Origin of the sequence: Ideonella alba, from assembly GCF_018069875.1 — a bacterium.
Lineage (GTDB): Bacteria > Pseudomonadota > Gammaproteobacteria > Burkholderiales > Burkholderiaceae_C > Ideonella > Ideonella alba.
This window is the reverse complement of sequence record NZ_JAGQDF010000001.1, coordinates 280,563-301,490: the sequence shown is the minus strand read 5'-3', so window position 1 is coordinate 301,490 and position 20,928 is coordinate 280,563. Positions and strand designations below refer to the sequence as shown.

The window sequence follows — 20,928 nt, the reverse complement described above, 5'->3', positions numbered from 1 at the left end:
GGTGTAGAGTCGGCGCTGGCGATGGGTCGCAGGGCCCGCCACGGCCCCACCGACGAGCCATGCAGTACCTCCCCGGCCAACCCCAGGACCCGGACGAGCTCCGTCTGGAGTTGCTGCGCCGCTCGGCCCACCGGGAGCTGGCCGCCATCTACAGCAGCGTGCTGGGCGTGGGCCTGATCGTCGCGCTGCAGTGGACGCGCGCGCCCGCCGCCCTGCTGGCCGCCTTCGTGGCGCTGCGTTTCGCCTCGCTGCTGCACAACCACTGGCTGGCCAGGCGCCTGCTGCGCGTCCAGACGCTGCACCAGGCCGGCCGCTTGCCGCTGCGGCTGCTGGCAGGGGTGTCCTTTGCCGGCGTCAGCTGGGGCCTGCCGGTCTGGATGGTCGCCGACTTCCCCTTCGACGGCCGGGACCTGGTGATGGTCGTGCTGCCCCTGGTGGCGACGGTGCTGATGCTGATCACGGCCGCCTACTGGGGCCAGTCGATGGTGGTCTTCATCGCGCCGATGTGGCTGACGATCGGTGCGCGACTGGCGCAGGAGTCCTGGACCACCGCCTGGCCCCTGTTCGCCGGCATCGCCGTGCTGCTGGCGGTGGTCACCATCTACGGTCGCCAGCTGCACCGGCAGAGCTGCGAGGGTGTCGCGGCGGAGCTGCTCAGCCGCCGTCTCAGTGAGGACCTGCAACGTGCCAATGCCCGGCTTGAGGCCGCCTTGCAGCACGCGATGAACCTGGCGACCCGCGACCCGCTGACCGGCTTGCTGAACCGGCGGGCGATGGTGGAGCGCATTGACGCCGAAGGCGCTCGTCTGGCCCGCCAGGCGCAGTCCGCCGCGGTGCTGCTGCTGGATCTGGACCACTTCAAGCTGGTCAACGACGCCCACGGCCACGCCGTGGGTGACGAGGTGCTGCGCCAGTGCGCGCGGCAGATGCTGACCGCGCTGCGCCAGGAAGACCTGATGGCGCGCTGGGGTGGCGAGGAGTTCCTGGCCGTGCTGCCCGGGGCCGACCGCGCGACCGCGCTGCAGGCGGCGCAACGGATGCGCGCGGCCGTGGCGGCGACCCGGCTGCCGTCGGCGCCGGGGCTGCGGCCAACGGCGTCGATCGGCTGGGCGATCTGGTCGCCCCCGCAGTCGATCGATGCGGCGATCGCCGAGGCCGACACCGGCCTGTACCGGGCGAAGTCGGGCGGCCGCGACCGCGTCGAGCCGGCTACCTGAACGGCGCCAGCATCCGCTCCAGCGTGGCCACGAAGGGCGTCTGGAGCATCGGCAGCATCGCCATCAGGCCGATCAGGCCCACGGCCACGGTGACCGGAAAGCCCAGCGAGAAGATGTGCACCTGCGGCGCCACGCGCGAGACCACGCCCAGCACCAGGTTCACCAGCATCAGCATCGCGATCAGCGGCATCGCCATCCACAGGCCCATGCGGAACACCTCGGCGCCCCACTCGTGAGGCCGGGTGGCGGCCAGGAAGGCGAAGGGCTGCGGCCCGACCGGGAACACCTCCAGGCTGCGCACCACCGCCTCGATCACCGCCAGGTGACCGTTGATGACGATGAACAGGAAGGCCACCAGCGTGCCGAAGAAGCGGCTGCTCGCGGTGGCCTGGGTGGCCGAGACCGGGTCGAAGAAACCGGCGAAGTTCAGGCCCATCTGCAGACCGGCGATCTCACCGGCCAGCTCCACCGCGGCCACCACCAGTCGCACCGCGAAGCCCAGCGTCAGGCCCACCATCAGCTGCTGCGCCACCAGGCCCACGGCCAGCGCCGAATCCAGCGGCACCGGCTCGATCGGCGGCAGCATCGGCTGCGCGGCCAGCGCCACCAGGAACGCCAGGCCGACGCGCACCCGCAGCGGCACCAGGCGCTGGCCGATCACCGGCAGCACCTGCAGCAGCGCCAGCACCCGCACGAAGGGCCACAGGATCGGCGTGATCCAGGCCAGGATCTGGGCTTCGCTGAAGGAGATCATCGCCGGCGACTGCAGCCGCGATCAGGTGGCCGCCGTGGCGATCGACATCAGCATCGAGCGCAGGTAGTCGACCAGCGTGGTCATCATCCACGGACCGGCCACGGCCATCACCGCCACCGCGGCGATCAGCTTGGGCACGAAGCTCAGCGTGGCCTCGTTGATCTGGGTGGCGGCCTGGAAGATGCTGACCAGCACCCCGACCAGCAGCACCGCCGCCAGCATCGGTGCCGACACCATCAGCAGGATCATCAGGCCCTGCTGGCCGATCGTGAAAACATGAGAGGCATCCATGGACAGCGGGGCGGGTCAGGTGGCAAAACTGGCGGCGAGTGAGCCCAGCAACAGGTTCCAGCCATCGGCCAGCACGAAGAGCATCAGCTTGAAGGGCAGCGCCACCAGCACCGGCGAGAGCATCATCATGCCCAGCGACATCAGCACGCTGGCCACCACCATGTCGATCACCAGGAAGGGGATGAAGATCAGGAAGCCGATCTGGAAGGCGCTCTTGAGTTCGCTGGTGACGAAGGCCGGTACCAGCACCTTGAAGGGCACGTCCTCGCCTTTGACCGCCGGGTCGAGCTTGGCCAGGCGGGCGAAGAGCTGCACGTCGGACTGGCGGGTCTGCTTGAGCATGAAGCCGCGCATCGGCACCTCGGCGCGCTTGAGCGCTTCCTCGAAGCCGATCTGGCTGGCCTGGTAGGGCTGCCAGGCATCGGCATAGACCTTGTCGATCGTCGGCGACATCACGAAGAAGGTGAGGAACAGGCTCAGGCCGATGACCACCTGGTTGGGCGGCGCGGCCTGGGTGCCCAGCGCCTGGCGCAGCAGCGACAGCACGATGACGATGCGGGTGAAGCCTGTCATCAGCAGCAGCACGGCCGGCAGGAAGCTCAGCGCGGTGAAGAACAGCAGCGTCTGCATCGGCACCGAGTAGCTGGTGCCACCGCTGCCCTGCCCCACCAGCAAGGGCAGGTTCGGGCCGCTCTGCGCCCAGCCCAGCACGGGCAGCGCCAGCAGCGCCAGCGGCAGCGCACGCCGCGACAGATGCGTCAGGGTCACAGCGCGGTCCCCTGGCCACCCTGGCGGAAGCGGTCAAGCAGCTGCTGCACGGCCGGGCCCTGGGGGCTGCCCAGCAGCGCGGCGCTGCCGGGCGGGGCGTCCAGCGTCAGCAGCGGCGTCACATGGTCCTGGCCCACACCCAGCACCAGCCAGCGCGCCTGGCCGCCGGTGCCCAGTTCGACCACCACCACCTTCTGGGTGGGCGACAGCGGCAGGCCGGCCACAGCGCGCAGCAGGTTGCCCGGCCCGGCGGAGCCGACACCGGCGCGGCGCATCAGCCACAGCGCCAGCGGGATCGCCACCAGCACCAGCACGAAGGCCAGCACCGGCCACAGGGCGGAAGAGGCGTTCATCGTGGCAGCACCGTTCACAGCTTGCTCAGGCGGCGCATGCGCTCGCTGGGGGTGACGATGTCGGTCAGGCGGATGCCGAACTTGTCGTTCACCACGACCACCTCGCCCTGGGCGATCAGGAAGCCGTTGACCAGCACGTCCATCGGCTCACCGGCCAGCGCGTCGAGCTCGACCACCGAGCCCTGCGCCAGCTGCAGGATGTTCTTGATCGGGATCCGGGTACGGCCCAGCTCAACCGTCAGCTGGACCGGGATGTCCAGGATCATGTTGATGTCGTTGGGCGCGCCGGCCGCTGCGCCCGCGGGCGAGAAATTGGCGAAGGCCGCAGGCGCGACCTGCTCGGCCGGGGCCGCCACCTCGCTGGCCACGGCGTTGCCGCCGCCCGCGCCGGACTCGGCGAGTGCCGCCGCCCACGCGTCGGCCATGTCGTCCTGGGTGTTGGCTTCTTCAGCTGACATGGTGTTCTCCCAACCAGCCCTGCTGCGGGCCGGTCAACGTACGTTCGATCTTCACGGCGTAGTGGCCGTCCGAGGTGCCGTAGTGGCAGTCGAACACCGGCACGCCGTCCACCTTGGCCTGCGCCAGCGGCTCGAGGTCCAGCTCGATGAAGTCGCCGGGCTTGAGCGCCAGCAGCTGCTCCACCGTGGCCGGTGCGGTGCCCAGCTCGACCACCAGGTCGACCTCGGCGCTCTGGATCTGCTGCTTGAGCAGGTTCACCCAGCGGTGGTCCGGCTCGACGGAGTCGCCCTGCATCGACGAATACAGCACGTCGCGGATCGGCTCCAGCGTCGAGTAGGGAATGCAGAAATGGATCTGGCCCGAGGTCTCGCCGATCTCCAGCGTGAAGCTGGTGGCGACCACGATCTCGCTGGGCGTGGCGATGTTGGCGAACTGCGGCTGCATCTCGCTGCGCTGGTACTCCAGCTCGAGCGGATAGATGCCTTTCCAGGCGCGCTTGTATTCGGCCGTGACCACCTCGACCAGGCGCTCGATCACGCGCTGCTCGGTGGCCGAGAAGTCGCGCCCCTCGATGCGGGTGTGGAACTTGCCGGCGCCGCCGAACAAGGCGTCGATCACCGAGAAGACGATGCTCGGGTCACACACCACCAGGCCCGAGCCGCGCAGCGGACGCACCTGCATGATGTTGAAGTTGGTGGGCACGACGATCTCGCGCAGGAAGGCGCTGTACTTCTGCACCTTGATGCCACCGATCGACACCTCGGGGCTGCGCCGGATCAGGTTGAACAGGCCGACGCGGATGTTGCGGGCGAAGCGCTCGCAGATGATCTCCATCGTCGGCATGCGGCCGCGGACGATGCGCTCCTGGCTGGCCAGGTCGTAGTCGCGGATGCCGCCGGTCTGGACTTCCTCCTGCTCGAGCTTCTGGCTCTCGCCGGTGATGCCCTGCAGCAGTGCGTCGACTTCGTCCTGGGAGAGGATTTGCTGATTCATGGTCAGCTCAGTTCATAAAGGTGCTCACGGGCGCAGCCGCCGGGCCGCTCCCAAGGCGAAGCCCGCGCCCCCCTGGGGGGCAGAGCCGAAGGCGAGGGGGCACCATGTCACTGAATGATGAAGGAGGAGAACTGCACGTGCTTGATCGGTGAATCCTCGATCGAGTCGTAGCGCTTCTTCTTCTTGCCCTTGGCGGGCGCTTCCTCTTCGCCGGGCGGGGGCAGCTCGATGCCCATCGGCTGCACCGCCACATGCAGGATTTCCTCGGCCAGCAGTTCCTTGCCTTCGGCGCCGGCCAGGTCCTGGGCGGACTTGCGTGACAGCAGCAGCAGGATGTTGTTGCGGATGGCCGGCAGGTAGGCCTTGATCTCGTCGCCGGCGTGGGCGTCCTCGACCTGCAGCGTGATGCCGATCTGGGCAAAGCGGTCGCTGTCGCGGTCGGCCAGGTTGACCGTGAACGGATCCAGAGGCACGAAGACCGGCAAGGCGTGCTTGTCGTCCTTCTTCTTCTCCTTCTTTTCCTTGGGCTTCTTCTCGGCGTGCGACCCGTGTTCGCCGTCCTCGCCCTCGGCGGCCGCCTCTTCGGCCGCGGCGGCGTTCTTCTTCATCACGTAGAACGCGGCCCCACCACCGCCCAGCAGCAGCACGGCCACGGCGGCGATGATGATGATCAGCTTTTTCTTGCCCTTCTTGGGCGCGGCCTCGGCGGCATCTGGGGCGGCAGCGGCGGCAGACATGGCGGCTCCTCGGTGACGGTGCTGACAGGAAGGCCGGGCCCGACGGGCCGCGCCACCTTCCTGGATACCAACCGATTATTCGGAGCCGGCGCCGGCGCGAAGGCCGGAAAAGCGGGGGGAAACCGCCTTGCCCGATGCCGCCGCGCTCAGGCGTAGAGGTCGAGCAGGCCGCGGCGGCGGGCGCTGGCCGGCGCCGGGGTGGCGGTCTCGCCGCCAACGGCGCCGCCGCTGCCGGGCAGGCCGGCCGTGCGCGGGCCGGACGCGGCCTGCTCACGGGCGCGGCGGCCCGCCTGGTCGGAAACATCGCCGCCCGACAGCTGCACGCCCACCTCGCCCAGCGCCTCGGCCAGTTGCGGCAGCGCGTCGGCCAGGGCCTGGCGGGTGAAGGGCACGTCGGCGGTCAGGGCCACCTGGGCCTGGCCATCGCGCAGCGCGATGCGCACGTCGATCGGGCCCAGTTCGGCCGGGTTCAGCTCCAGCGCCGCGTGCTGCACCCCCTCGCGCAACCAGGTGCTCAGTTGCAGACCCAGCGCCGGCGCGAAAGCCGGGCTGGTGGGCGGCTGCGGCAGGTGGGCGCGGGCGGTGGTGGCGGCGTCGGCGGGCGCTGGGCTGGGCGCAGGGGCGGCGGTCTCGGCCACGTGGCCCAGGCTGGGCAGCGTGCCGGGGGCGGCAGGCGCGGCTGCGGGCTCCGGCACCGGCTCGCTGACCGCGCGCGCCAGCGACGGGTCGTTGGCGGTGTCAGGGGCGGCGGCGGCCTCGTGCGGGACGGCGCGCTGTGTCGGGTTGTCGGTGCTGGCGGCGTCGTCGGCCACGGGGCGCTGACGCTCCAGGCCGTCGGCGCCATGGGGGCCACGGGCGCGGCTGGCCGCGCCCAGGCGCTGCAGCGGGTCGGTGGCGCTGCCCTCGGGCGGCGCGGGCTCGGCCACGGGGGCGCCGCGCACGGTAGGCGTCCAGGCGGCGGGCGGCGTCGGCGCCTCGGGGGGCTGCGGGGGCCGCTCGGTCGGAGTCTCGGGCGTCTCGGCGCGGGGCTCGGCGGACGCGTCCTCGGTGTCGGTCTCGGGGGCCGGGGTCGTCGGCGTGGCCTCCTGCGCCTCGTCCTGCTGCCCGCGCAGCAGCAGCGCGAACAGCCCGGCCGGGGCGGTCCCGGTGGCGGCCTGGCCCGCTGGCGTGGCGTGACCGCGCGCGGCGTGGGCGCTCGGCGTGCGCGGGTGGCTGGGGGTGCTGTGGACGCTCTGGCTCATCGGGGGCACTCTGGAAGAAAAACGCTCAGGCCGCCTGCAGCGCGCGCGGGCCGCGGCGGCCCATGCGCTGGGCGGCTTCGTCGCTGGTCTTCTGATCCCGGCGCGACTGCGCCAGCTGGGCGGCGGCCTGGCGGCGCTCGATCAGCTTGCGCACCATCGCCACCCGGGTCTCGCGCTGGCGCAGCGCGCGCAGCGCCGCGTCCAGCACGTTCTGGCTGTGATCGGCCTGCTGGCTCTGCATCTCGATGGCCTGGTCCAGGCGGCTGACGAAGCCCTGGTAGCAGCGCAGCAGGTCGATGCCGCAGCCCTGGCGGAACTGGCCGGCCCAGCGCTGGCGGTACTCGTCGCGGTAGCCCAGCAGCGCCTGGTGCTGGCCGCGGGCGGCCTCGGCACGCTGCTGGCAGCCGCGCCAGTGCGCCAGGGCTTCGTCGCGGCGGCGCTCCTCGCGCTCGAGCAGGGTGGCCAGCAACTGCATCCGGTCCATGGTTCGGGGGGCTTTCGGTCAGGGGTCAGGGGGTGAGCTGCTGCAGCTGCGCACTGCTGGTGCCCAGCGGCGCCGGCTCATGCATGTCCTGCTGCAGCAGCGCGATCAACTGCGGATGCACGCGAACGGCGGCGTCGAGCTCGGGATCGGCGCCCGGCGTGTAGGCGCCCAGCTGGATCAGGTCGCGCGCCTTGTTGAACTTCGCCAGCCACTGCCGGGCGCGGCGCGCCGCCTCCAGGTGCGGCCGACCGGCCACCGCGTTCATCACGCGCGAGATCGAGCGTTCCACATCGATCGCCGGAAAGTGGCCGCTCTCGGCCAGCTCGCGCGAGAGCACGATGTGGCCGTCCAGGATGCCGCGGGCGGCATCGGCGATCGGGTCCTGCGGGTCGTCGCCTTCGGTCAGCACGGTGTAGAAGGCGGTGATCGAGCCGCCGCCGGCCAGGCCGTTGCCGCTGCGCTCGACCAGCTGCGGCAGCTTGGCGAAGCAGCTGGGCGGGTAGCCCTTGGTGGCGGGGGGCTCGCCGATGGCCAGGGCGATCTCGCGCTGGGCCATCGCGTAGCGGGTCAGCGAGTCCATCAGCAGCAGCACGTGCTGGCCCTTGTCGCGGAAGTGCTCGGCGATCGCGGTGGCGTAGCTGGCGCCCTGCATGCGCACCAGCGGCGGCGCATCGGCGGGCGCGGCCACCACCACGGCGCGGCGCAGGCCCTCCTCGCCCAGGATGTCCTCGATGAACTCCTTGACTTCGCGGCCGCGCTCGCCGATCAGGCCGACAACGATGACATCGGCCTCGGTGTAGCGCGCCATCATGCCCAGCAGCACCGACTTGCCCACGCCGGTGCCGGCGAACAGGCCCAGGCGCTGGCCGCGCCCCACGGTGAGCAGCGCATTGATCGCCCGCACGCCGGTGTCCAGCGGGGTGCGCACCGGGTCACGGTCCATCGCATTGATCGGGCGGCGCAGCATCGGTTCGTTCTGCACCTCCTGCAGCGGGCCCGCGCGGTCCATCGGCTGGCCATGGGCATCGATGACGCGGCCCAGCAGGCCGTCGCCGATCGGCAGGTGCAGACCGCGGTCTTCGGTGCGGCGCCAGGGGTGGTTCTCGGCGCCCAGGCGCGGTGGCAGCTGGGGCACCGGCAGCGGCGCCACGCGGGCCCCGCTGGCCAGGCCGTGCAGTTCGCCGGTGGGCATCAGGTAGGCACGGTCGCCATCGAAGCCCACGACCTCGGCGGTGACCGGCGTGTCGCCCGGCATGCCCACGGCGCAGACGGCGCCCACCGGGGCCCGCACGCCGGTGGCTTCCAGCACCAGGCCGGTGACGCGCACCAGCGAGCCTTCCATCTCCAGCGGCTGGCGCAGTGCCGCATAGCGGCCCAGGTCGGCCAGGTAGCGCTCCCAGCGCAGGGCGCGGTCGGACGCGGTCATGGCGCGTCTCCACCCGGTGCGGTGTCACCGTCGAGCGGCAGGTCGGCGCCGAACACCGCCACGGCCTGCGCCCAGCGCTGACCGATGCGGGCATCGACGCGGCCCAGGTCGGACTCGACCACGCAGCCGCCACGCTGCAGGCCCGGGTCGGGCTGCAGCTGAACCTCGCGCGAACGCAGCAGTTCGCCGTCATCGGCAGCCACCAGGCTCAGGTCCTCGGGGTGCAACCGCAGGCGCAGGTGGCGGGCCGACAGCACCACGGCACCGATCGCCTCCTGGGCCACCTGACGCACCAGCTCGGGCCGTTGGCTGAGTTCGCTGCGCACCACCTGGCGCGCCAGCGCCAGCGCGGTGGCGGTGACGGCCTCGGCCATGCGCTGCTCCAGCGCCATCATCTGGTCCTCGAAGGCACTGGCCAGGCCGGCGAACTGCGCGGTGACCTGCTGCAGGTGCTGGCGCCGGGCGGCGTCCAGCGCCTGCAGGCCATCGCGGTAGCCGTCCTGGTAGCCCTGCTGGCGCGCCTCCTGGACACGCTGCAGCCAGTCTTCTTCGCTGGGGCCGGCCAGGGGTGGCGGCTCGGGCGCGGGCGGCGGTTCGACCGGCACAGTGGGCGCCCGGCGCAGGCCGACGGGCACCGGCTCGGTCTCGTCGGCCAGGCCGACGAAGGCATCCGGGGTCCAGTTCGAGAAGGCCGACAGCTCCTCGCGCGGGATGAAGCGGGTGTAGTGGCCAGCCGGCCGGGTGGTGCTGCCCTGGGGCGGCGGCACCTGGCGCGGGCCGCGCCGGTCAGAGGAAGTCATCCGCGCCTCCCGAGGCCAGCACGATCTGGCCCTCGTCGACGAGTCGGCGGACGATCTTCAGCATTTCCTTCTGCTCGGCCTCGACCTCGCTGACCCGCACCGGGCCACGGCTTTCCAGGTCTTCGCGCAGCGTCTCGGCAGCGCGGCTGGACATGTTCTTGAACACCTTTTCGCGCAACTCCGGCGTCGCGCCCTTGAGCGCAATGACCAGGGACTCGCCCTGCACTTCCTTGAGCACCGACTGGAAGCCCTTGTCGTCGAGCTTGTTCAGGTCCTCGAAGGTGAACATGTTGTCCATGATCTTCTGGGCCAGGTCGCCATCGGCCTCGCGGATGTAGTCCAGCGCCGAGGTCTCGACCGACGAGCCCATCAGGTTGATGATCTCGGCCGCCGCCTTGACGCCGCCCAGCGAGGCCTTCCTCAGGCGATCGCCGCCGGCCAGCACCTTGGAGAGCACCTCGTTGAGGTCCTTCAGCGCGGTGGGCTGGATGCCGTCGAGCGTGGCGATGCGGATCAGCACCTCGTTGCGCTGCCGCTCGGGCAGGCTCTTGAGCACGGTGGAGGACTGGTCCTGGTCCAGGTGCACCAGGATGGCGGCGATGATCTGCGGGTGTTCGTTGCGCAGCAGCTCGGCCACCGAGGCGGCGTCCATCCACTTCAGGCTCTCGATGCCGGTGATGTCGCTGCCCTGGATGATGCGGTCGATCAGCAGGTTGGCCTTGTCGTCACCCAGGGCCTTGCGCAGCACGCTCTTGACGTACTCGTCGGTGTCGGGCACCAGCATGTGCTGCTTCTCGGCCTCGTCGGTGAAGCGGTCCAGCACCTGCTCGACCCGCTCGCGCGGAATGACCTTCATGCGGGCGATGGTCTCGCCCAGCTTCTGCACTTCCTTGGGGCCCAGGTGCTTGAAGACCTGGGCGGCCTCTTCCTCACCGAGCGACATCAGCAGGATCGCTGCGTTCTCGATGCTTTCGTCTTCGCTGGCCATGGTGATGGTCTCTCAGATTCAGGCCACGGCCTCGCCGGTGACCCACTCGCGCATGATGTTGGCCACGGCCTGCGGGTTCTCGCGGGCCAGGCGGCGTGCCGCCTCGAGCTTGGCGTTTTCCTGCGGCGACTCCAGCGCCGGCAGCGCCCCTTCGGCCGCGCCGGGCAGCGCCAGGCCGTCGTCGACCACCGCGTCGAGCTGCGCCACGGCGGTGGCTTCGGTGGCCTGGGCCTCGTCGGGCACCGGCGGTCGGGCCGCCTGGATGGCCGGGCGGATCGCGCCGAAGATCAGGCCCAGCGCGACGATGGCGAGCGCGGCGGGCACGGCACCGGCGCGCAGCAGGTCCAGCACCCAGGGCTGCTTCCACAGCGGCAGCTCGTCGGGCTTGGGCGTGTCGTCGGCGCGGAAGGGGGCGCTGATCACCTTGATCGAGTCGCCGCGGTCCTTGCTGTAACCCACCGCTTCCTGCACCAGGGCGGTGATCTTGTCGATCTCCTCCTGCGGCAGCGCCTCGGGCTTGGGTTCGGTCTTGCTCTTGGCCTTGGGGTCGGGCGTGGGCAGGCGGTAGTTCACCACCACCGCGGCATTCAGGCGCTTGACGCTGCCCACCGGGGCGCGGGTCACGCGGGTGGTCTTGTCGACCTCGTAGTTGGTGACCGCCTCGCGGCGCGAGCCGCCACCGGCCTGGCCACTCTGGTTGGCCTGCAGCGGTGCCGAGGCGCCGTTCACCGGTGCGGTGGCGGGGGTCGGCGGCTGGTTGGTCGCGGCACCGGGGACGCCGGTGGGCACCGGCGTGCCGGGCTGGGTGGACTCCAGGGTCTGCTGGCTGCGCACCGCCGCCGGCTGGTCGCCCTGGTTGGGGCGGTACTGCTCCTGGGTGGCCTCGGTCTGGGTGAAGTCGATCTCGGCGGTGACGGTGGCGCGCATGTTGTCGCGGCCGAGCACCGGCTCCAGGATCTCCTGCACGCGCTTCAGATAGGTGGTCTCGATCTGACGCTGGTACTGCAGTTCCTGCTCGTTGAGGTTGCGGGCCGCCTCATCGGGGCCGGACAGCAGTGTGCCGGTCTGGTCGAGCACGCTGACCGCCTTGGGGTTCAGCTCGGGCACGCTGGACGACACCAGGTGGACGATGGCTGCGGCCTGCGCCCGGTCCAGGCTGCGGCCCGGGTGCAGGGTCAGCATGACGCTGGCGCTGGCTTTCTGCTGCTCGCGGAAGAAGCCGTTCTGGTTGGGCAGGGCCAGGTGCACGCGGGCCTCCTGCACGCCATCCAGGCGGGTGATGGTGCGCACCAGTTCGCCTTCCAGCGCGCGCTGCATGTTCATGCGCTCCTGGCGGTCGGTCTGTCCGAAGCGGGCGTTGTCGAGCAGCTCGTTGCCGGGCACCGAGGCCTTGGGCAGGCCGGCGGCGGCCAGCGTCATCTTCAGGTCGTAGACCCGATCGGCGGGCACCATGATGGCCGCGCCGCCTTCGGTGTGCCGGTAGGGCACCTTCATCTGCGAGAGCTGGGCGATGATCGCGCCGGCTTCCTTGTCGGGCAGGTTGGCGTACAGCACCTTCCAGTCGCCCTGGCTGGCCCACAGGGCCATGGCCACCACGGTGGCCAGCAGGCCGGCGAGCCCCACGCCGAGCTTGATCTTGGTCGCCTGGGGCAGGCCGGCCAGCCGGGCCATCAGGCCGGGCGGCTGCGCGGGAACCAGCGGGGTGGGAGATTCGACGACGGCGTCCATGGTGTCGGGCAATCCGGGCCCGCCAAGCGGGCTAGTGACCAGTTGCCAGCGATTGTTGGGCAGCCGAGGGCCCCGCCATGGTGCGAGAAGCGCGCCTAAGGCCCGGCAGTTCCCCCCTACACCGACCGGCCGCCCGACCTACGATGCCAGCCATGTCACCTCGCCGAGGAGGCTGCTCGCATGGACCTGAAACTCAAACCCTTCGACTTCAACCAGGCCCTGGCCAAGGCCGGCATGGGCCCGGACGGCCAGCCGCTGGCCCGCGCCCGTGCGGTCAGCGCACCGGCGGCCGTGGGCAGCACCACCGCGGTCGACAAGGGCGGCTTCCAGAATGCGATGGCCCAGGCGCTGCGCCAGGTCAGCGACGCCCAGAACGAGACCGGTCGCCTGCAGCGCGAACTGCAGCTGGACAACCCCACGGTCAGCCTGGAGCAGACCATGGTGGCCATGCAAAAGTCGCAGCTCGGCTTCCAGGCCGTGCTGTCGGTGCGCAACCGCATGGTCCAGGCCTACACCGACGTCATGAACATGCAGGTGTAACGGTGTTGGCCCCCACGGGCGGGGTACCGCCCGTGCCTTGCAGGCCGCGGCCGGCCTTGCGGCCGACCCGCTCGTCAGGCGCATCGCGTCCGCCGGACACGATACGTCCGGACTCGCCCCCCCGAGGGGGCTGCGCCGGCCGGACGCTTGGGTGAGGCCGGACGTGACGGGGTCCTGAGGACCCCGGCTCGCCTGCCGAACCGGCCGAGCGCCGCGAGGCCGTGGACCGGCCCGGCGCTGGACGGCGCGGGTGCCGCCATGCCCCTGGTGCTTGATCTCACGCGTCAAGGGGCAGGTCGCGCGCGTCGCGCCCGCCCGGGGGGACTCAATCCAACGACATCATGCGGCGACGCTTCTGGATGGCATCGATGTAGCGCTGCAGCACCCGGTCGCCGTCGCCCGGCAGGGCGACGAATTCGCAGCCCAGGCGCACGCCGCGGGCATCCGGCTGGATGGCGGTCACGTGGTGGACATGCAGCCGCAGGGCCAGGCCCTCGCCAGGCTCGAGCTGCAGCTGCGCTGCATGGATCGTCACGCCGGGCTGCAGCGGCGGCACGTTGTCGGGCAGGAACAGCGCGCAGCCGTTGACACTCAGGTCCAGCACGCGCAGGCTGAGCGTCATCTCGGGCAGCGCCGGATGGCGGAACTCCACGTGCGGCGCCATGCGTTCGATCGTGCGCACGCGGTAGGCGTTGCGGCGCTGGAATCGGTAGAGTGCACGGGGCCAGTCGGCCTGCAGCACACAGGCCTGGCGGCCATGCACCAGCAGGCGCCCGGACACCTCGAATTGCAGCTTCACCTTGTCCAGGTAGGCCACCGCGGCCACCTCGTCCGCCTCGACCATGCGCTGCACCATCGGTGAGCCCAGATCGGCGGTGAAGGCCATGCGGCGCTGCTCGGCGTCGACCGACCACAGCGTGCTGCCGTAGACGCTGCCGTCCGAGGCGTTGAGGTTGACGATGACGCCGCGGTCCATCAGGGCCTTGAGCAGGCTGCGGACCTCGGGCGGCGAGGTGACCCTGAACTCCGCCATCGGATCGTCGGGGCCGCCATCACCCAGGTCGGCGGGTCGGGTGTCCTCGTACATGGCCTGGCCTCCGGCGCGTCAGTGCAGGGTGCGGGACTTGCCGCGCATCATCAGGTCCAGGTCCTCCATCCAGGGCTCGGCCAGGTGGCGGATCTCGGCGTCGTTGAGCAGGATGCGCTGCATGATGCGCGACTTGGTGCGGGCCTCGTCGGCCTGCAGTGATTCGGTCTGCGCGGCCTGCTTGAGGCGGGCGATCAACACGGCGCAGGCGCCCTCGAGCTGAACCACCTGGTCCCAGTCGCCCAGGCGGGCGGCCTCCAGCATGTCGGCACTGGCCTTCTCGATGGCCTCGTAATAGGTGAGCAGGGAGGTATTCATGATCTCGGGTCCTTGGACGGCACTTGGGCCACCCACTGCGCCGGCCCTGGCCGGCCAGGAATTGCGCATCAGTTCACGGCACGGACGGCGGTCGGACGGATGTCCTTCCAGGCCTGGCGCAGCGGCTCGATCAGTCGGCTGCACTCGTCCAGGATCGCCAGGTCATTGCGCACATTGGCCAGCACCAGACGCAGCGACACATATTCGTAGAGGTCACGCAGGTCGGCCGCCAGGCGTCCGCCCTTGTCCAGGTTCAGGCCCGCCTTGAGTCCTTCGTCGACGATGCGGGCGGCGCGGCTGATCGCCTTGCCCTTGGCCTCGGTCTGACCGGCCTGGATCGCGCCGCGCGCCTGCACCAGGCTGTCGACGTAGGCGTCGAACAGCAGCTCGATCAGTCGATGCGGATCGGCATCGACGACACTGGTTTCGGCGCCGATGCGGCGGTAGGCCTGGGCCAGGGCACCAGTGCGGCCGAAGGGAGAGGTCATGGCAGCGGGGTACATCGTGGTGGGTCCGCGGGGCGCGCGGTCTATGGCGGTGTTGTCCAGTTATCGGCCCTGGCTCCGGGGCGCTTAAGCCGCCGCTGTCGGCGCGTGGGCCCCATTTCCGGGCTTTCGCTCCCTTGACAGACGCCCCAAAGCAGCAGGGGCGCCCTGAGGCGCCCCTGTCGACCGGTCGCGGTGCCGGGTCAGGACGAGAACTGCCGTGTGACGTAGCTGGCCAGGGTGCTCAGCGTGGCCATCTTGGTGTCCAGCGTCTCGTACTGGGCGCGCAGCCGCTTCTCGGTGAGCGTCAGGCGGTCTTCCATCGCGTCCTGTTGCTTCTGGTTGCGATCGATCGCCTTTTGCAGGCCGTCCTCGCGCATCGTGACCGAGCCCTCGGTGTCCAGCAGCGCAGCGGCCAGGTCATCGAAGCGGGTCATGAAGCCGGTGGTGCCCGCCACGCCGGTGTTGGCGGTGAGCATCTTCTTCAGCTCGGTCTGGTTCGACAGCGCGTCATCGAAGTCCGAGCTGGCGAGCTTGAGCTTGCCGTCCTGCTGCATCGTGATGCCGATCGACGACAGCGTGGAGAACACCGACGAGGCCGAGCTGGGCTGGTTGATCACGCCGCGCAGACCCCATTGCAGGTTCACGGCCATGCGGTCGCCCTGCAGCGCACCGGCCTTCTTGGTGCCGCTGTCGTACTTCAGGTTGGTCTGCAGGTTGCTGGCCAGCGCATTGAAAGCGGTGATGAAGTCATTGACCGCGGTCTTGATGGCCGAGGTGTCGGTGGCCACCGTCAACTGCACCGGCGTGGCGCTGACCTTGTTCAGCGTCAGGCTCAGGCCGTCCGAGACGTTGCTCAGCGTGTTGCTGGCCGATTCCACCTGGATGCCGTTGATCAGCGCCCGCGCATTGCTGCCGGCCTGGTTCAGGCTCATCGGTGGCGTGCCGACGGAGGGGTCGTAGCCCAGCATCGACAGGCCGGTGGCGTCGTCGCCGTCATCAGTGGTCTCGGCGGCGGTGATCTTGAAGCCGTTGACGGCACCGCTGTCGGTGGAGCGCAAGGACAAGCGCGCACCGTTCAAGTCATTGACGATGGTCGCCGTCACGCCGGCACCCGCCGCATTGATCTTGTCGCGGATCGCGCTGAGACTGGTGTCGCCCGCGCCGATGGTGATCGACACCGGAGCGCTGCCCGTCTTGGCGGTGAAGCTGCTGCCGCTCCAGCTGCCCAGCTGGATCGTCAGGCTGCCCTCGTTGAGCTCGGTCGACGAGCTGGCCAGGGCGGTCGAGGTGACCGTCTGCGACGCCGCCAGCGCCTGGACCGTGACCTGGTAGCTGCCGGTGGCGGTGCCGGTGGCGGTGGTGCCGGTGGCGACCGTGGCGTCGCTGCTGCTGACCGTGGTCTGGCCCCACAGGCTGGTGGAGGTCAGCGCCTGGGCTTTGTCCTGCATCGTCGACAGCAGGCTCTTGAGCGTGCCCACGGTCGACAGCTGCGACTTCATCTCGGTCTGCTTGGTCTGCAGCAGATCGACCTGGCGATGCTCGATCGACATCAGCTTGGCGATGATGGTCTCGGCATCCAGGCCGCTGCCCACGCCCAGCGAGGAGATGGTGCTCATGGTCGATCCTGTCGGTGTTCGTGTCGGGTTATCGGCCGAGGTCGGGCTGTTCTGGAGCCCCAAGTGCAACGCCGCGCAACGAGCCCCTGCCCGTTTGCGCGGCGCATGTCACGGCGCGAGGGGCTTCAGCCCAGCAGCTTGAGCACCTGCTGCGGCAGCGCATTCGCCTGCGCCACCATCGCGGTGCCGGCCTGTTGCAGGATCTGCGCCCGGCTCATGCTGGCGGTTTCCGCCGCATAGTCGGCATCCATGATCCGGCTGCGGGCGGCGGCCTGGTTCTCCACCGACTGCTGCAGGTTCGAGACGATGGCGTCGAAGCGGCTCTGCGTGGCACCGAAGGTGGCGCGGGTGTCGTTGATCGTGTCCAGCGCGGCGTCGATGTTGTCGATCACCGTGGCGATGTCGCCCGCGGTGGCCGCCGCATCGATGGCGGCGCTGGCGCCGGTGACCAGCGTGATCTGCGAGGCCGACTTCATGTCGGTCGTGGTCACGGTGATCACGTCGTCGGTCGTCGTGTTGGCGCCGATCTGGAAGGTCAGCATCGTCGCATCGGCGCCCAGGATGTGCTTGCCGTTGAAGGTGGTGCCGCCCAGCACGCGGGAGATTTCCGACTGCAGCTCCAGGAACTCCTTGTTCAGCGAGTCCTTGTCCGAGCTGGAGTTGGTGGCGTTGCGGCTCTGCACCGCCAGCTCACGCATGCGCTGCAGCGCATCGCCCACCTTGGACAGCGCGCCTTCGGCGGTCTGCGCCAGCGAGATGCCGTCGTTGGCATTGCGGATCGCCACGTTCATGCCGCGCACCTGCGCGTTCATGCGCTCGGCGATGGCCAGGCCGGCCGCGTCGTCCTTGGCCGAGTTCACGCGCAGACCGGAAGACAGCCGCTGCATCGAGATCTGCAGCGAGGACTGCGACATGTTCAGGTTTCGCTGCGCATTCATCGAAGCGAGATTGGTATTGATGGTCTGTGGCATGTGAGTACCTCTTCAAAGTCGACCACGCCCGGCGCTCAGTGCCGGCCTTGCGGCCCCGGCCATCCGGAGATGGCCTGAACCAACGAGCCCGGCACAACGTCACCGTTGGGACCACCGCGGCACCCCTCGGTGCCTTGCGTCAGTCGTCGCAGTGCTTGTCGGACCACGCCCCTTCCGGCTGGATGAGGCGTTGGAGTGATTCTGAACAGGCTGCCCCCCGGCCAAAGCCGCGAAATGCAGGCACTTGGACGGGTACTTCGGTCCCCTGAAACACGGGCGCCCCGGCCGGCGGGTGCCGGTCGGGGCGCTGAGGGGACGATCAGAACCGGGCGCCAGGCCCGGCCGGGTTCACTGCAGCAGACGCAGGACCTGCTGCGGCATCTGGTTGGCCTGGGCGACCATCGCCGTGCCGGCCTGTTGCAGGATCTGCGCGCGGCTCATGTTGGCGGTTTCCGTCGCGTAGTCGGCGTCCATGATGCGGCTGCGGGCGGCGCTCTGCGATTCCACGCCTTGCTGCAGGTTCGAGATGATGGCCTCGAAGCGGCTCTGCGTGGCACCGAAGTCGGCGCGCTGGTCGTTGATCGTGTCGATCGCGGCGTCCAGGTCGTCGATCACGGTGGCGATGGCGCCGGCCGTGGCGCTCGAGTCGATCGTGGCGGTGCCCGTCACGGCCGAGATCGTCGAGTCGGCGGTCATGTCGGTGGTCGTCACGGTGATGACGTCATCGGCGCTGGTGTTGGCACCGATCTGGAAGGTCATGGCCGTGGCGTTGCCGCCCAGCATGTGCGAGCCGTTGAAGCTGGTGCCGCCCAGCACGCGGGTGATTTCCGACTGCAGCTGCTTGAACTCCTTGTCCAGCGAGTTCTTGTCCGAGCTGGAGTTGGTGGCGTTGCGGGCCTGCACCGCCAGTTCACGCATGCGCTGCAGTGCGTCGCCGACCTTGGACAGCGCGCCTTCGGCCGTCTGCGACATCGAGATGCCGTCGTTGGCGTTGCGGATGGCCACGTTCATGCCACGCACCTGGGCGTTCATGCGTTCGGCGATCGCCAGGCCGGCCGCGTCGTCCTTGGCCGAGTTGATGCGCATGCCCGAAGACAGGCGCTGCATCGAGGTGGCCAACGAGCTCTGCGAGCCGTTCAGGTTGCGTTGAGCATTCAGCGAAGCGACGTTGGTGTTGATGGATTGAGCCATGATGACACTCCTACAAGGGGTTCCAGAAGTCTCCGGTAAAGCACCGGCGCGTCAGTCGATACGCCCAGCGCCAGGTGCTCCTCCGATCGGGCGCTGCCTTGCGGCTTTGCCTGACCCTTGGCCATCTCACCGGACCGCGGAACCTGTTGAATCAGATCCCGTTGGACTGGGTATCGGTGCCGTCTTCTCGGAACTTGAGGGTGTCTTTACAAAAAGCTGTGGAAGGCCCCTTGCGGGAGCCTTCCTGGTGGGAGCCGTCGGTCGCCGGGGCTAACCCGGGACGTTTGCCCCGCCGCCTGGCACCCGGTTCAGGGATGCCAGGCCAGCGTCATCGAAGCAGCGACAGGACGGTGCTGGGCAGCTGGTTGGCCTGCGCGACCATCGCGGTACCGGCCTGCTGCAGGATCTGGGCCCGGCTCATGTTGGCCGTTTCCTGGGCGTAGTCGGCATCCATGATGCGGCTGCGGGCGGCGCTCTGGGCCTCCACGCCCTGCTGCAGGCTGGAGATGATCGCTTCGAAGCGGCTCTGCGAGGCACCGAAGGTGGCGCGCTGGTCGTTGATCGTGTCGATCGCGGCGTCCAGGTCGTCGATCACCGTGGCGATGGCACCGGCCGTGGCGGTCGAGTCGATCGTCGCCGTGCCGCCGGTGACCGCGGTGATCGAGGTGTCGCCCGTCAGGTCGGTGGTGGTGATCGTGACCGAATCGTCGGTGCTGGTGTTGGCGCCGACCTGGAAGGTCATGGCGGTGGCGTTGGCGCCCAGCATCTTGGTGCCGTTGAAGCTGGTGCCACCCAGCACGCGGGTGATTTCCGACTGCAGCTGCTTGAACTCCTTGTCCAGCGAGTTCTTGTCCGAGCTGGAGTTGGTGGCGTTGCGGGCCTGCACCGCCAGTTCACGCATGCGCTGCAGTGCGTCGCCGACCTTGGACAGCGCGCCTTCGGCCGTCTGCGACATCGAGATGCCGTCGTTGGCGTTGCGGATGGCCACGTTCATGCCACGCACCTGGGCGTTCATGCGTTCGGCGATCGCCAGGCCGGCGGCGTCGTCCTTGGCCGAGTTGATGCGCAGGCCGGAAGACAGGCGCTGCATCGAGGTGGCCAGCGAGCTTTGCGAGCCATTCAGATTGCGCTGGGCATTGAGCGAAGCGATGTTGGTGTTGATCGTTGCAGACATGATGAGACTCCTTCAACGGGTTCGAGATACGGGCCCTTGGGACCCTTGGATTCGCCCCCGCAGGACAGTGATTGGGGCCGTGAGATGCATTTCGGAGGGTCGATCGCCGGACTTGAGGCCGATTCACATCTTTTTTCAATCGACCGCCGGGCCTCAAGTTCTGCCAGGCGGCGATCTGCCCTCCCCGAGCCCTTCTTTTCGGCGCATCGGCCGCCCCACTGGAGGCCTAAGGTCCGCCGGATGACGACCGATACGCACGCGCGCATCGCGCTGGTGATGATTGCGCGCAACGAAGCCCGCTGCCTGCGCCGCGCGATCGACAGCCTGCGCCCGCATGTCGACGACTGCCTGGTGCTGGACACCGGCTCCGACGACGCCACCCCCGCCATCGCCCGCGCCGCCGGTGCGCGTGTGGCGCACTTCGCCTGGGTGGACGACTTCTCGGCCGCCCGCAACGCCGCGCTGGACCTGGCCGCGGCGGACTGGCACCTGGTGGTCGATGCCGACGAGTGGCTGATCAGCGGCGCCGAGGTGCTGGCCGCGCTGCGCCGGCAGCGGCCGGACTTTGTGGGCCAGGTGCGTGTGGACAGCCAGCAGGACGGCGACGCCGGCAGCGTGCCCAGCTGGATCAGCCGGGTGCTGCCCGGCCCGGTGCGCTATGCCGGCCGGGTGCATGAACAGCCGCAACACGCGCTGCCGGTGCGCCGGCTGGCACTGCAGCTGGGCCACGACGGCTACCAGGGCGAGGCCCTGGCCCGCAAGGCCGGCCGCAACGCCCGGCTGCTGGACCAGGCGCTGGCCGCCGACCCCGACGATGCCTACCTCTGGTACCAGCGGGGCAAGGACCATGACGTCTACGGCCGCTGGGCCGAGGCGGTGGCCGACTTCGACCAGGCCGCGCGCCAGCCCGGTGAGCAGGCCTGGCGGCATGACCTGGCGGTGCGCCGCCTGCATGCGATGAAATGCCTCGGCCGGCACGGCCAGGCCATGCAGCTGGCCGAGGCCGAACTGGCGCGCTGGGCCGATTCGCCTGATTTCTTCTTCGCACTGGGCGACCTGCTGCTCGACTGGGCCGCGCAGGAACCGGCGCGCTCTGGCGAGCTGGTGCCATTGATCGAGGCCGCCTGGCAGCGCTGCCTGGCGATCGGCGAGCGCCCCGACCTGGAAGGCGCGGTGGCCGGCCGCGGCAGCCACCTGGCGGAGCGCAACCTGCGCCTGCTGCACGAGCTGCTGGGCTGAAAACGCGGCCGTTTTGGCCGTCTCATCCGGGCCACACCCCGGTCCGCGCTGCCTACAGTGCGGTG

The 20,928-nt window shown here is 69.9% G+C and carries 23 protein-coding genes; 3 read left to right on the top strand and 20 right to left on the bottom strand.

Going from position 1 to position 20,928, the window contains the following annotated elements; all coding sequences use genetic code 11:
• Positions 1–59: 59 nt before the first annotated feature.
• Complete coding sequence (locus KAK07_RS01435) at positions 60–1,217, top strand: GGDEF domain-containing protein (protein ID WP_210851997.1); 1,158 nt, start codon at positions 60–62, stop codon at positions 1,215–1,217.
• Here the strand turns inward: KAK07_RS01435 and fliR are convergent.
• The 13 genes from fliR to fliF form a co-directional block, all read right to left on the bottom strand.
• Entirely contained in the window at positions 1,210–1,971 is a 762-nt protein-coding gene (gene fliR / locus KAK07_RS01430) for a flagellar biosynthetic protein FliR (protein ID WP_210851996.1), read from the bottom strand. The genes KAK07_RS01435 and fliR overlap by 8 nt on opposite strands.
• A 21-nt stretch (positions 1,972–1,992) precedes the next feature.
• Entirely contained in the window at positions 1,993–2,262 is a 270-nt protein-coding gene (gene fliQ, locus KAK07_RS01425; protein WP_210851995.1) for a flagellar biosynthesis protein FliQ, read from the bottom strand.
• 15 nt (positions 2,263–2,277) lie between these two features.
• Positions 2,278–3,024 (bottom strand): flagellar type III secretion system pore protein FliP, encoded by a 747-nt coding sequence (fliP, locus tag KAK07_RS01420; protein WP_375140967.1) that lies wholly within the window; start codon positions 3,022–3,024, stop codon positions 2,278–2,280.
• A 2-nt stretch (positions 3,025–3,026) separates the two neighbouring features.
• Positions 3,027–3,383, bottom strand: a complete 357-nt coding sequence (locus tag KAK07_RS01415; RefSeq protein WP_210851994.1) for a FliO/MopB family protein — start codon at positions 3,381–3,383, stop codon at positions 3,027–3,029.
• 14 nt (positions 3,384–3,397) lie between these two features.
• The gene (gene fliN, locus KAK07_RS01410) at positions 3,398–3,841 is read right to left on the bottom strand and encodes a flagellar motor switch protein FliN (RefSeq protein ID WP_210851993.1); all 444 of its coding nucleotides are present in this window, start codon (positions 3,839–3,841) and stop codon (positions 3,398–3,400) included.
• On the bottom strand, positions 3,831–4,835 hold the full coding sequence (gene fliM, locus KAK07_RS01405; protein ID WP_210851992.1) for a flagellar motor switch protein FliM: 1,005 nt from the start codon (positions 4,833–4,835) through the stop codon (positions 3,831–3,833). Before fliM ends, fliN begins: the two co-directional genes overlap by 11 nt.
• A 107-nt stretch (positions 4,836–4,942) precedes the next feature.
• The gene (locus tag KAK07_RS01400) at positions 4,943–5,572 is read right to left on the bottom strand and encodes a flagellar basal body-associated FliL family protein (RefSeq protein ID WP_210851991.1); all 630 of its coding nucleotides are present in this window, start codon (positions 5,570–5,572) and stop codon (positions 4,943–4,945) included.
• Positions 5,573–5,718: 146 nt separating this feature from the next.
• The gene (locus KAK07_RS01395) at positions 5,719–6,813 is read right to left on the bottom strand and encodes a flagellar hook-length control protein FliK (RefSeq protein ID WP_210851990.1); all 1,095 of its coding nucleotides are present in this window, start codon (positions 6,811–6,813) and stop codon (positions 5,719–5,721) included.
• Positions 6,814–6,838: 25 nt separating this feature from the next.
• Positions 6,839–7,288 carry a flagellar export protein FliJ gene (fliJ, locus tag KAK07_RS01390; RefSeq protein WP_210858576.1) on the bottom strand — a complete coding sequence of 150 codons (450 nt, stop codon included), beginning with the start codon at positions 7,286–7,288 and terminating at the stop codon, positions 6,839–6,841.
• A gap of 34 nt (positions 7,289–7,322) precedes the next feature.
• Entirely contained in the window at positions 7,323–8,723 is a 1,401-nt protein-coding gene (gene fliI, locus KAK07_RS01385; RefSeq protein ID WP_210851988.1) for a flagellar protein export ATPase FliI, read from the bottom strand.
• Positions 8,720–9,523, bottom strand: a complete 804-nt coding sequence (locus KAK07_RS01380) for a FliH/SctL family protein (protein WP_210851987.1) — start codon at positions 9,521–9,523, stop codon at positions 8,720–8,722. The genes fliI and KAK07_RS01380 overlap by 4 nt, the downstream gene beginning before the upstream one ends.
• Positions 9,510–10,511, bottom strand: coding sequence for a flagellar motor switch protein FliG (fliG, locus tag KAK07_RS01375; RefSeq protein WP_210851986.1), 1,002 nt, complete (start codon positions 10,509–10,511; stop codon positions 9,510–9,512). Before fliG ends, KAK07_RS01380 begins: the two co-directional genes overlap by 14 nt.
• A gap of 18 nt (positions 10,512–10,529) precedes the next feature.
• Positions 10,530–12,239, bottom strand: coding sequence for a flagellar basal-body MS-ring/collar protein FliF (fliF, locus tag KAK07_RS01370; protein WP_210858574.1), 1,710 nt, complete (start codon positions 12,237–12,239; stop codon positions 10,530–10,532).
• 180 nt (positions 12,240–12,419) lie between these two features.
• Between fliF and fliE the strand changes: the two genes are divergently transcribed.
• Positions 12,420–12,779: a flagellar hook-basal body complex protein FliE gene (fliE, locus tag KAK07_RS01365; RefSeq protein ID WP_210851984.1), complete on the top strand. Its 360-nt coding sequence runs from the start codon at positions 12,420–12,422 to the stop codon at positions 12,777–12,779.
• A gap of 325 nt (positions 12,780–13,104) precedes the next feature.
• On the opposite strand, the gene KAK07_RS01360 is transcribed toward fliE, so the two are convergent.
• The 7 genes from KAK07_RS01360 to KAK07_RS01330 form a co-directional block, all read right to left on the bottom strand.
• A complete protein-coding gene (locus tag KAK07_RS01360; protein ID WP_210851983.1) occupies positions 13,105–13,866 on the bottom strand; it encodes a flagellar brake protein in 762 nt (253 codons plus the stop codon).
• Between the two features lie 18 nt (positions 13,867–13,884).
• Positions 13,885–14,184 (bottom strand): flagellar protein FliT, encoded by a 300-nt coding sequence (locus KAK07_RS01355; protein WP_210851982.1) that lies wholly within the window; start codon positions 14,182–14,184, stop codon positions 13,885–13,887.
• A gap of 68 nt (positions 14,185–14,252) precedes the next feature.
• Positions 14,253–14,672 (bottom strand): flagellar export chaperone FliS, encoded by a 420-nt coding sequence (gene fliS, locus KAK07_RS01350; RefSeq protein WP_247664196.1) that lies wholly within the window; start codon positions 14,670–14,672, stop codon positions 14,253–14,255.
• 200 nt (positions 14,673–14,872) lie between these two features.
• Positions 14,873–16,288 carry a flagellar filament capping protein FliD gene (gene fliD, locus KAK07_RS01345; protein WP_210858570.1) on the bottom strand — a complete coding sequence of 472 codons (1,416 nt, stop codon included), beginning with the start codon at positions 16,286–16,288 and terminating at the stop codon, positions 14,873–14,875.
• A gap of 125 nt (positions 16,289–16,413) precedes the next feature.
• On the bottom strand, positions 16,414–17,259 hold the full coding sequence (locus KAK07_RS01340; protein ID WP_210851979.1) for a flagellin N-terminal helical domain-containing protein: 846 nt from the start codon (positions 17,257–17,259) through the stop codon (positions 16,414–16,416).
• 348 nt (positions 17,260–17,607) lie between these two features.
• Positions 17,608–18,450: a flagellin domain-containing protein gene (locus tag KAK07_RS01335; protein ID WP_210851978.1), complete on the bottom strand. Its 843-nt coding sequence runs from the start codon at positions 18,448–18,450 to the stop codon at positions 17,608–17,610.
• A 328-nt stretch (positions 18,451–18,778) separates the two neighbouring features.
• On the bottom strand, positions 18,779–19,624 hold the full coding sequence (locus KAK07_RS01330) for a flagellin N-terminal helical domain-containing protein (protein WP_210851977.1): 846 nt from the start codon (positions 19,622–19,624) through the stop codon (positions 18,779–18,781).
• A 240-nt stretch (positions 19,625–19,864) separates the two neighbouring features.
• On the opposite strand from KAK07_RS01330, the gene KAK07_RS01325 reads away from it, so the two are divergent.
• On the top strand, positions 19,865–20,863 hold the full coding sequence (locus KAK07_RS01325) for a glycosyltransferase (protein ID WP_210858568.1): 999 nt from the start codon (positions 19,865–19,867) through the stop codon (positions 20,861–20,863).
• Positions 20,864–20,928: the final 65 nt, after the last annotated feature.

Excerpts from the sequence above, each read along its gene's own strand:
- KAK07_RS01400 (WP_210851991.1), bottom strand. The coding sequence starts at position 5,572 with ATGTCTGCCGCCGCTGCCGCCCCAGATGCCGCCGAGGCCGCGCCCAAG.
- KAK07_RS01340 (WP_210851979.1), bottom strand. The coding sequence starts at position 17,259 with ATGCCACAGACCATCAATACCAATCTCGCTTCGATGAATGCGCAGCGA.
- KAK07_RS01415 (WP_210851994.1), bottom strand. The coding sequence starts at position 3,383 with ATGAACGCCTCTTCCGCCCTGTGGCCGGTGCTGGCCTTCGTGCTGGTG.
- fliI (WP_210851988.1), bottom strand. The coding sequence starts at position 8,723 with ATGACCGCGTCCGACCGCGCCCTGCGCTGGGAGCGCTACCTGGCCGAC.
- KAK07_RS01325 (WP_210858568.1), top strand. The coding sequence starts at position 19,865 with ATGACGACCGATACGCACGCGCGCATCGCGCTGGTGATGATTGCGCGC.
- KAK07_RS01355 (WP_210851982.1), bottom strand. The coding sequence starts at position 14,184 with ATGAATACCTCCCTGCTCACCTATTACGAGGCCATCGAGAAGGCCAGT.
- KAK07_RS01380 (WP_210851987.1), bottom strand. The coding sequence starts at position 9,523 with ATGACTTCCTCTGACCGGCGCGGCCCGCGCCAGGTGCCGCCGCCCCAG.
- KAK07_RS01395 (WP_210851990.1), bottom strand. The coding sequence starts at position 6,813 with ATGAGCCAGAGCGTCCACAGCACCCCCAGCCACCCGCGCACGCCGAGC.
- fliS (WP_247664196.1), bottom strand. The coding sequence starts at position 14,672 with ATGACCTCTCCCTTCGGCCGCACTGGTGCCCTGGCCCAGGCCTACCGC.
- fliJ (WP_210858576.1), bottom strand. The coding sequence starts at position 7,288 with ATGCAGTTGCTGGCCACCCTGCTCGAGCGCGAGGAGCGCCGCCGCGAC.
- fliN (WP_210851993.1), bottom strand. The coding sequence starts at position 3,841 with ATGTCAGCTGAAGAAGCCAACACCCAGGACGACATGGCCGACGCGTGG.
- fliQ (WP_210851995.1), bottom strand. The coding sequence starts at position 2,262 with ATGGATGCCTCTCATGTTTTCACGATCGGCCAGCAGGGCCTGATGATC.
- KAK07_RS01330 (WP_210851977.1), bottom strand. The coding sequence starts at position 19,624 with ATGTCTGCAACGATCAACACCAACATCGCTTCGCTCAATGCCCAGCGC.
- fliD (WP_210858570.1), bottom strand. The coding sequence starts at position 16,288 with ATGAGCACCATCTCCTCGCTGGGCGTGGGCAGCGGCCTGGATGCCGAG.
- fliG (WP_210851986.1), bottom strand. The coding sequence starts at position 10,511 with ATGGCCAGCGAAGACGAAAGCATCGAGAACGCAGCGATCCTGCTGATG.
- KAK07_RS01435 (WP_210851997.1), top strand. The coding sequence starts at position 60 with ATGCAGTACCTCCCCGGCCAACCCCAGGACCCGGACGAGCTCCGTCTG.
- fliM (WP_210851992.1), bottom strand. The coding sequence starts at position 4,835 with ATGAATCAGCAAATCCTCTCCCAGGACGAAGTCGACGCACTGCTGCAG.
- fliF (WP_210858574.1), bottom strand. The coding sequence starts at position 12,239 with ATGGACGCCGTCGTCGAATCTCCCACCCCGCTGGTTCCCGCGCAGCCG.
- KAK07_RS01360 (WP_210851983.1), bottom strand. The coding sequence starts at position 13,866 with ATGTACGAGGACACCCGACCCGCCGACCTGGGTGATGGCGGCCCCGAC.
- fliE (WP_210851984.1), top strand. The coding sequence starts at position 12,420 with ATGGACCTGAAACTCAAACCCTTCGACTTCAACCAGGCCCTGGCCAAG.
- KAK07_RS01335 (WP_210851978.1), bottom strand. The coding sequence starts at position 18,450 with ATGGCTCAATCCATCAACACCAACGTCGCTTCGCTGAATGCTCAACGC.
- fliR (WP_210851996.1), bottom strand. The coding sequence starts at position 1,971 with ATGATCTCCTTCAGCGAAGCCCAGATCCTGGCCTGGATCACGCCGATC.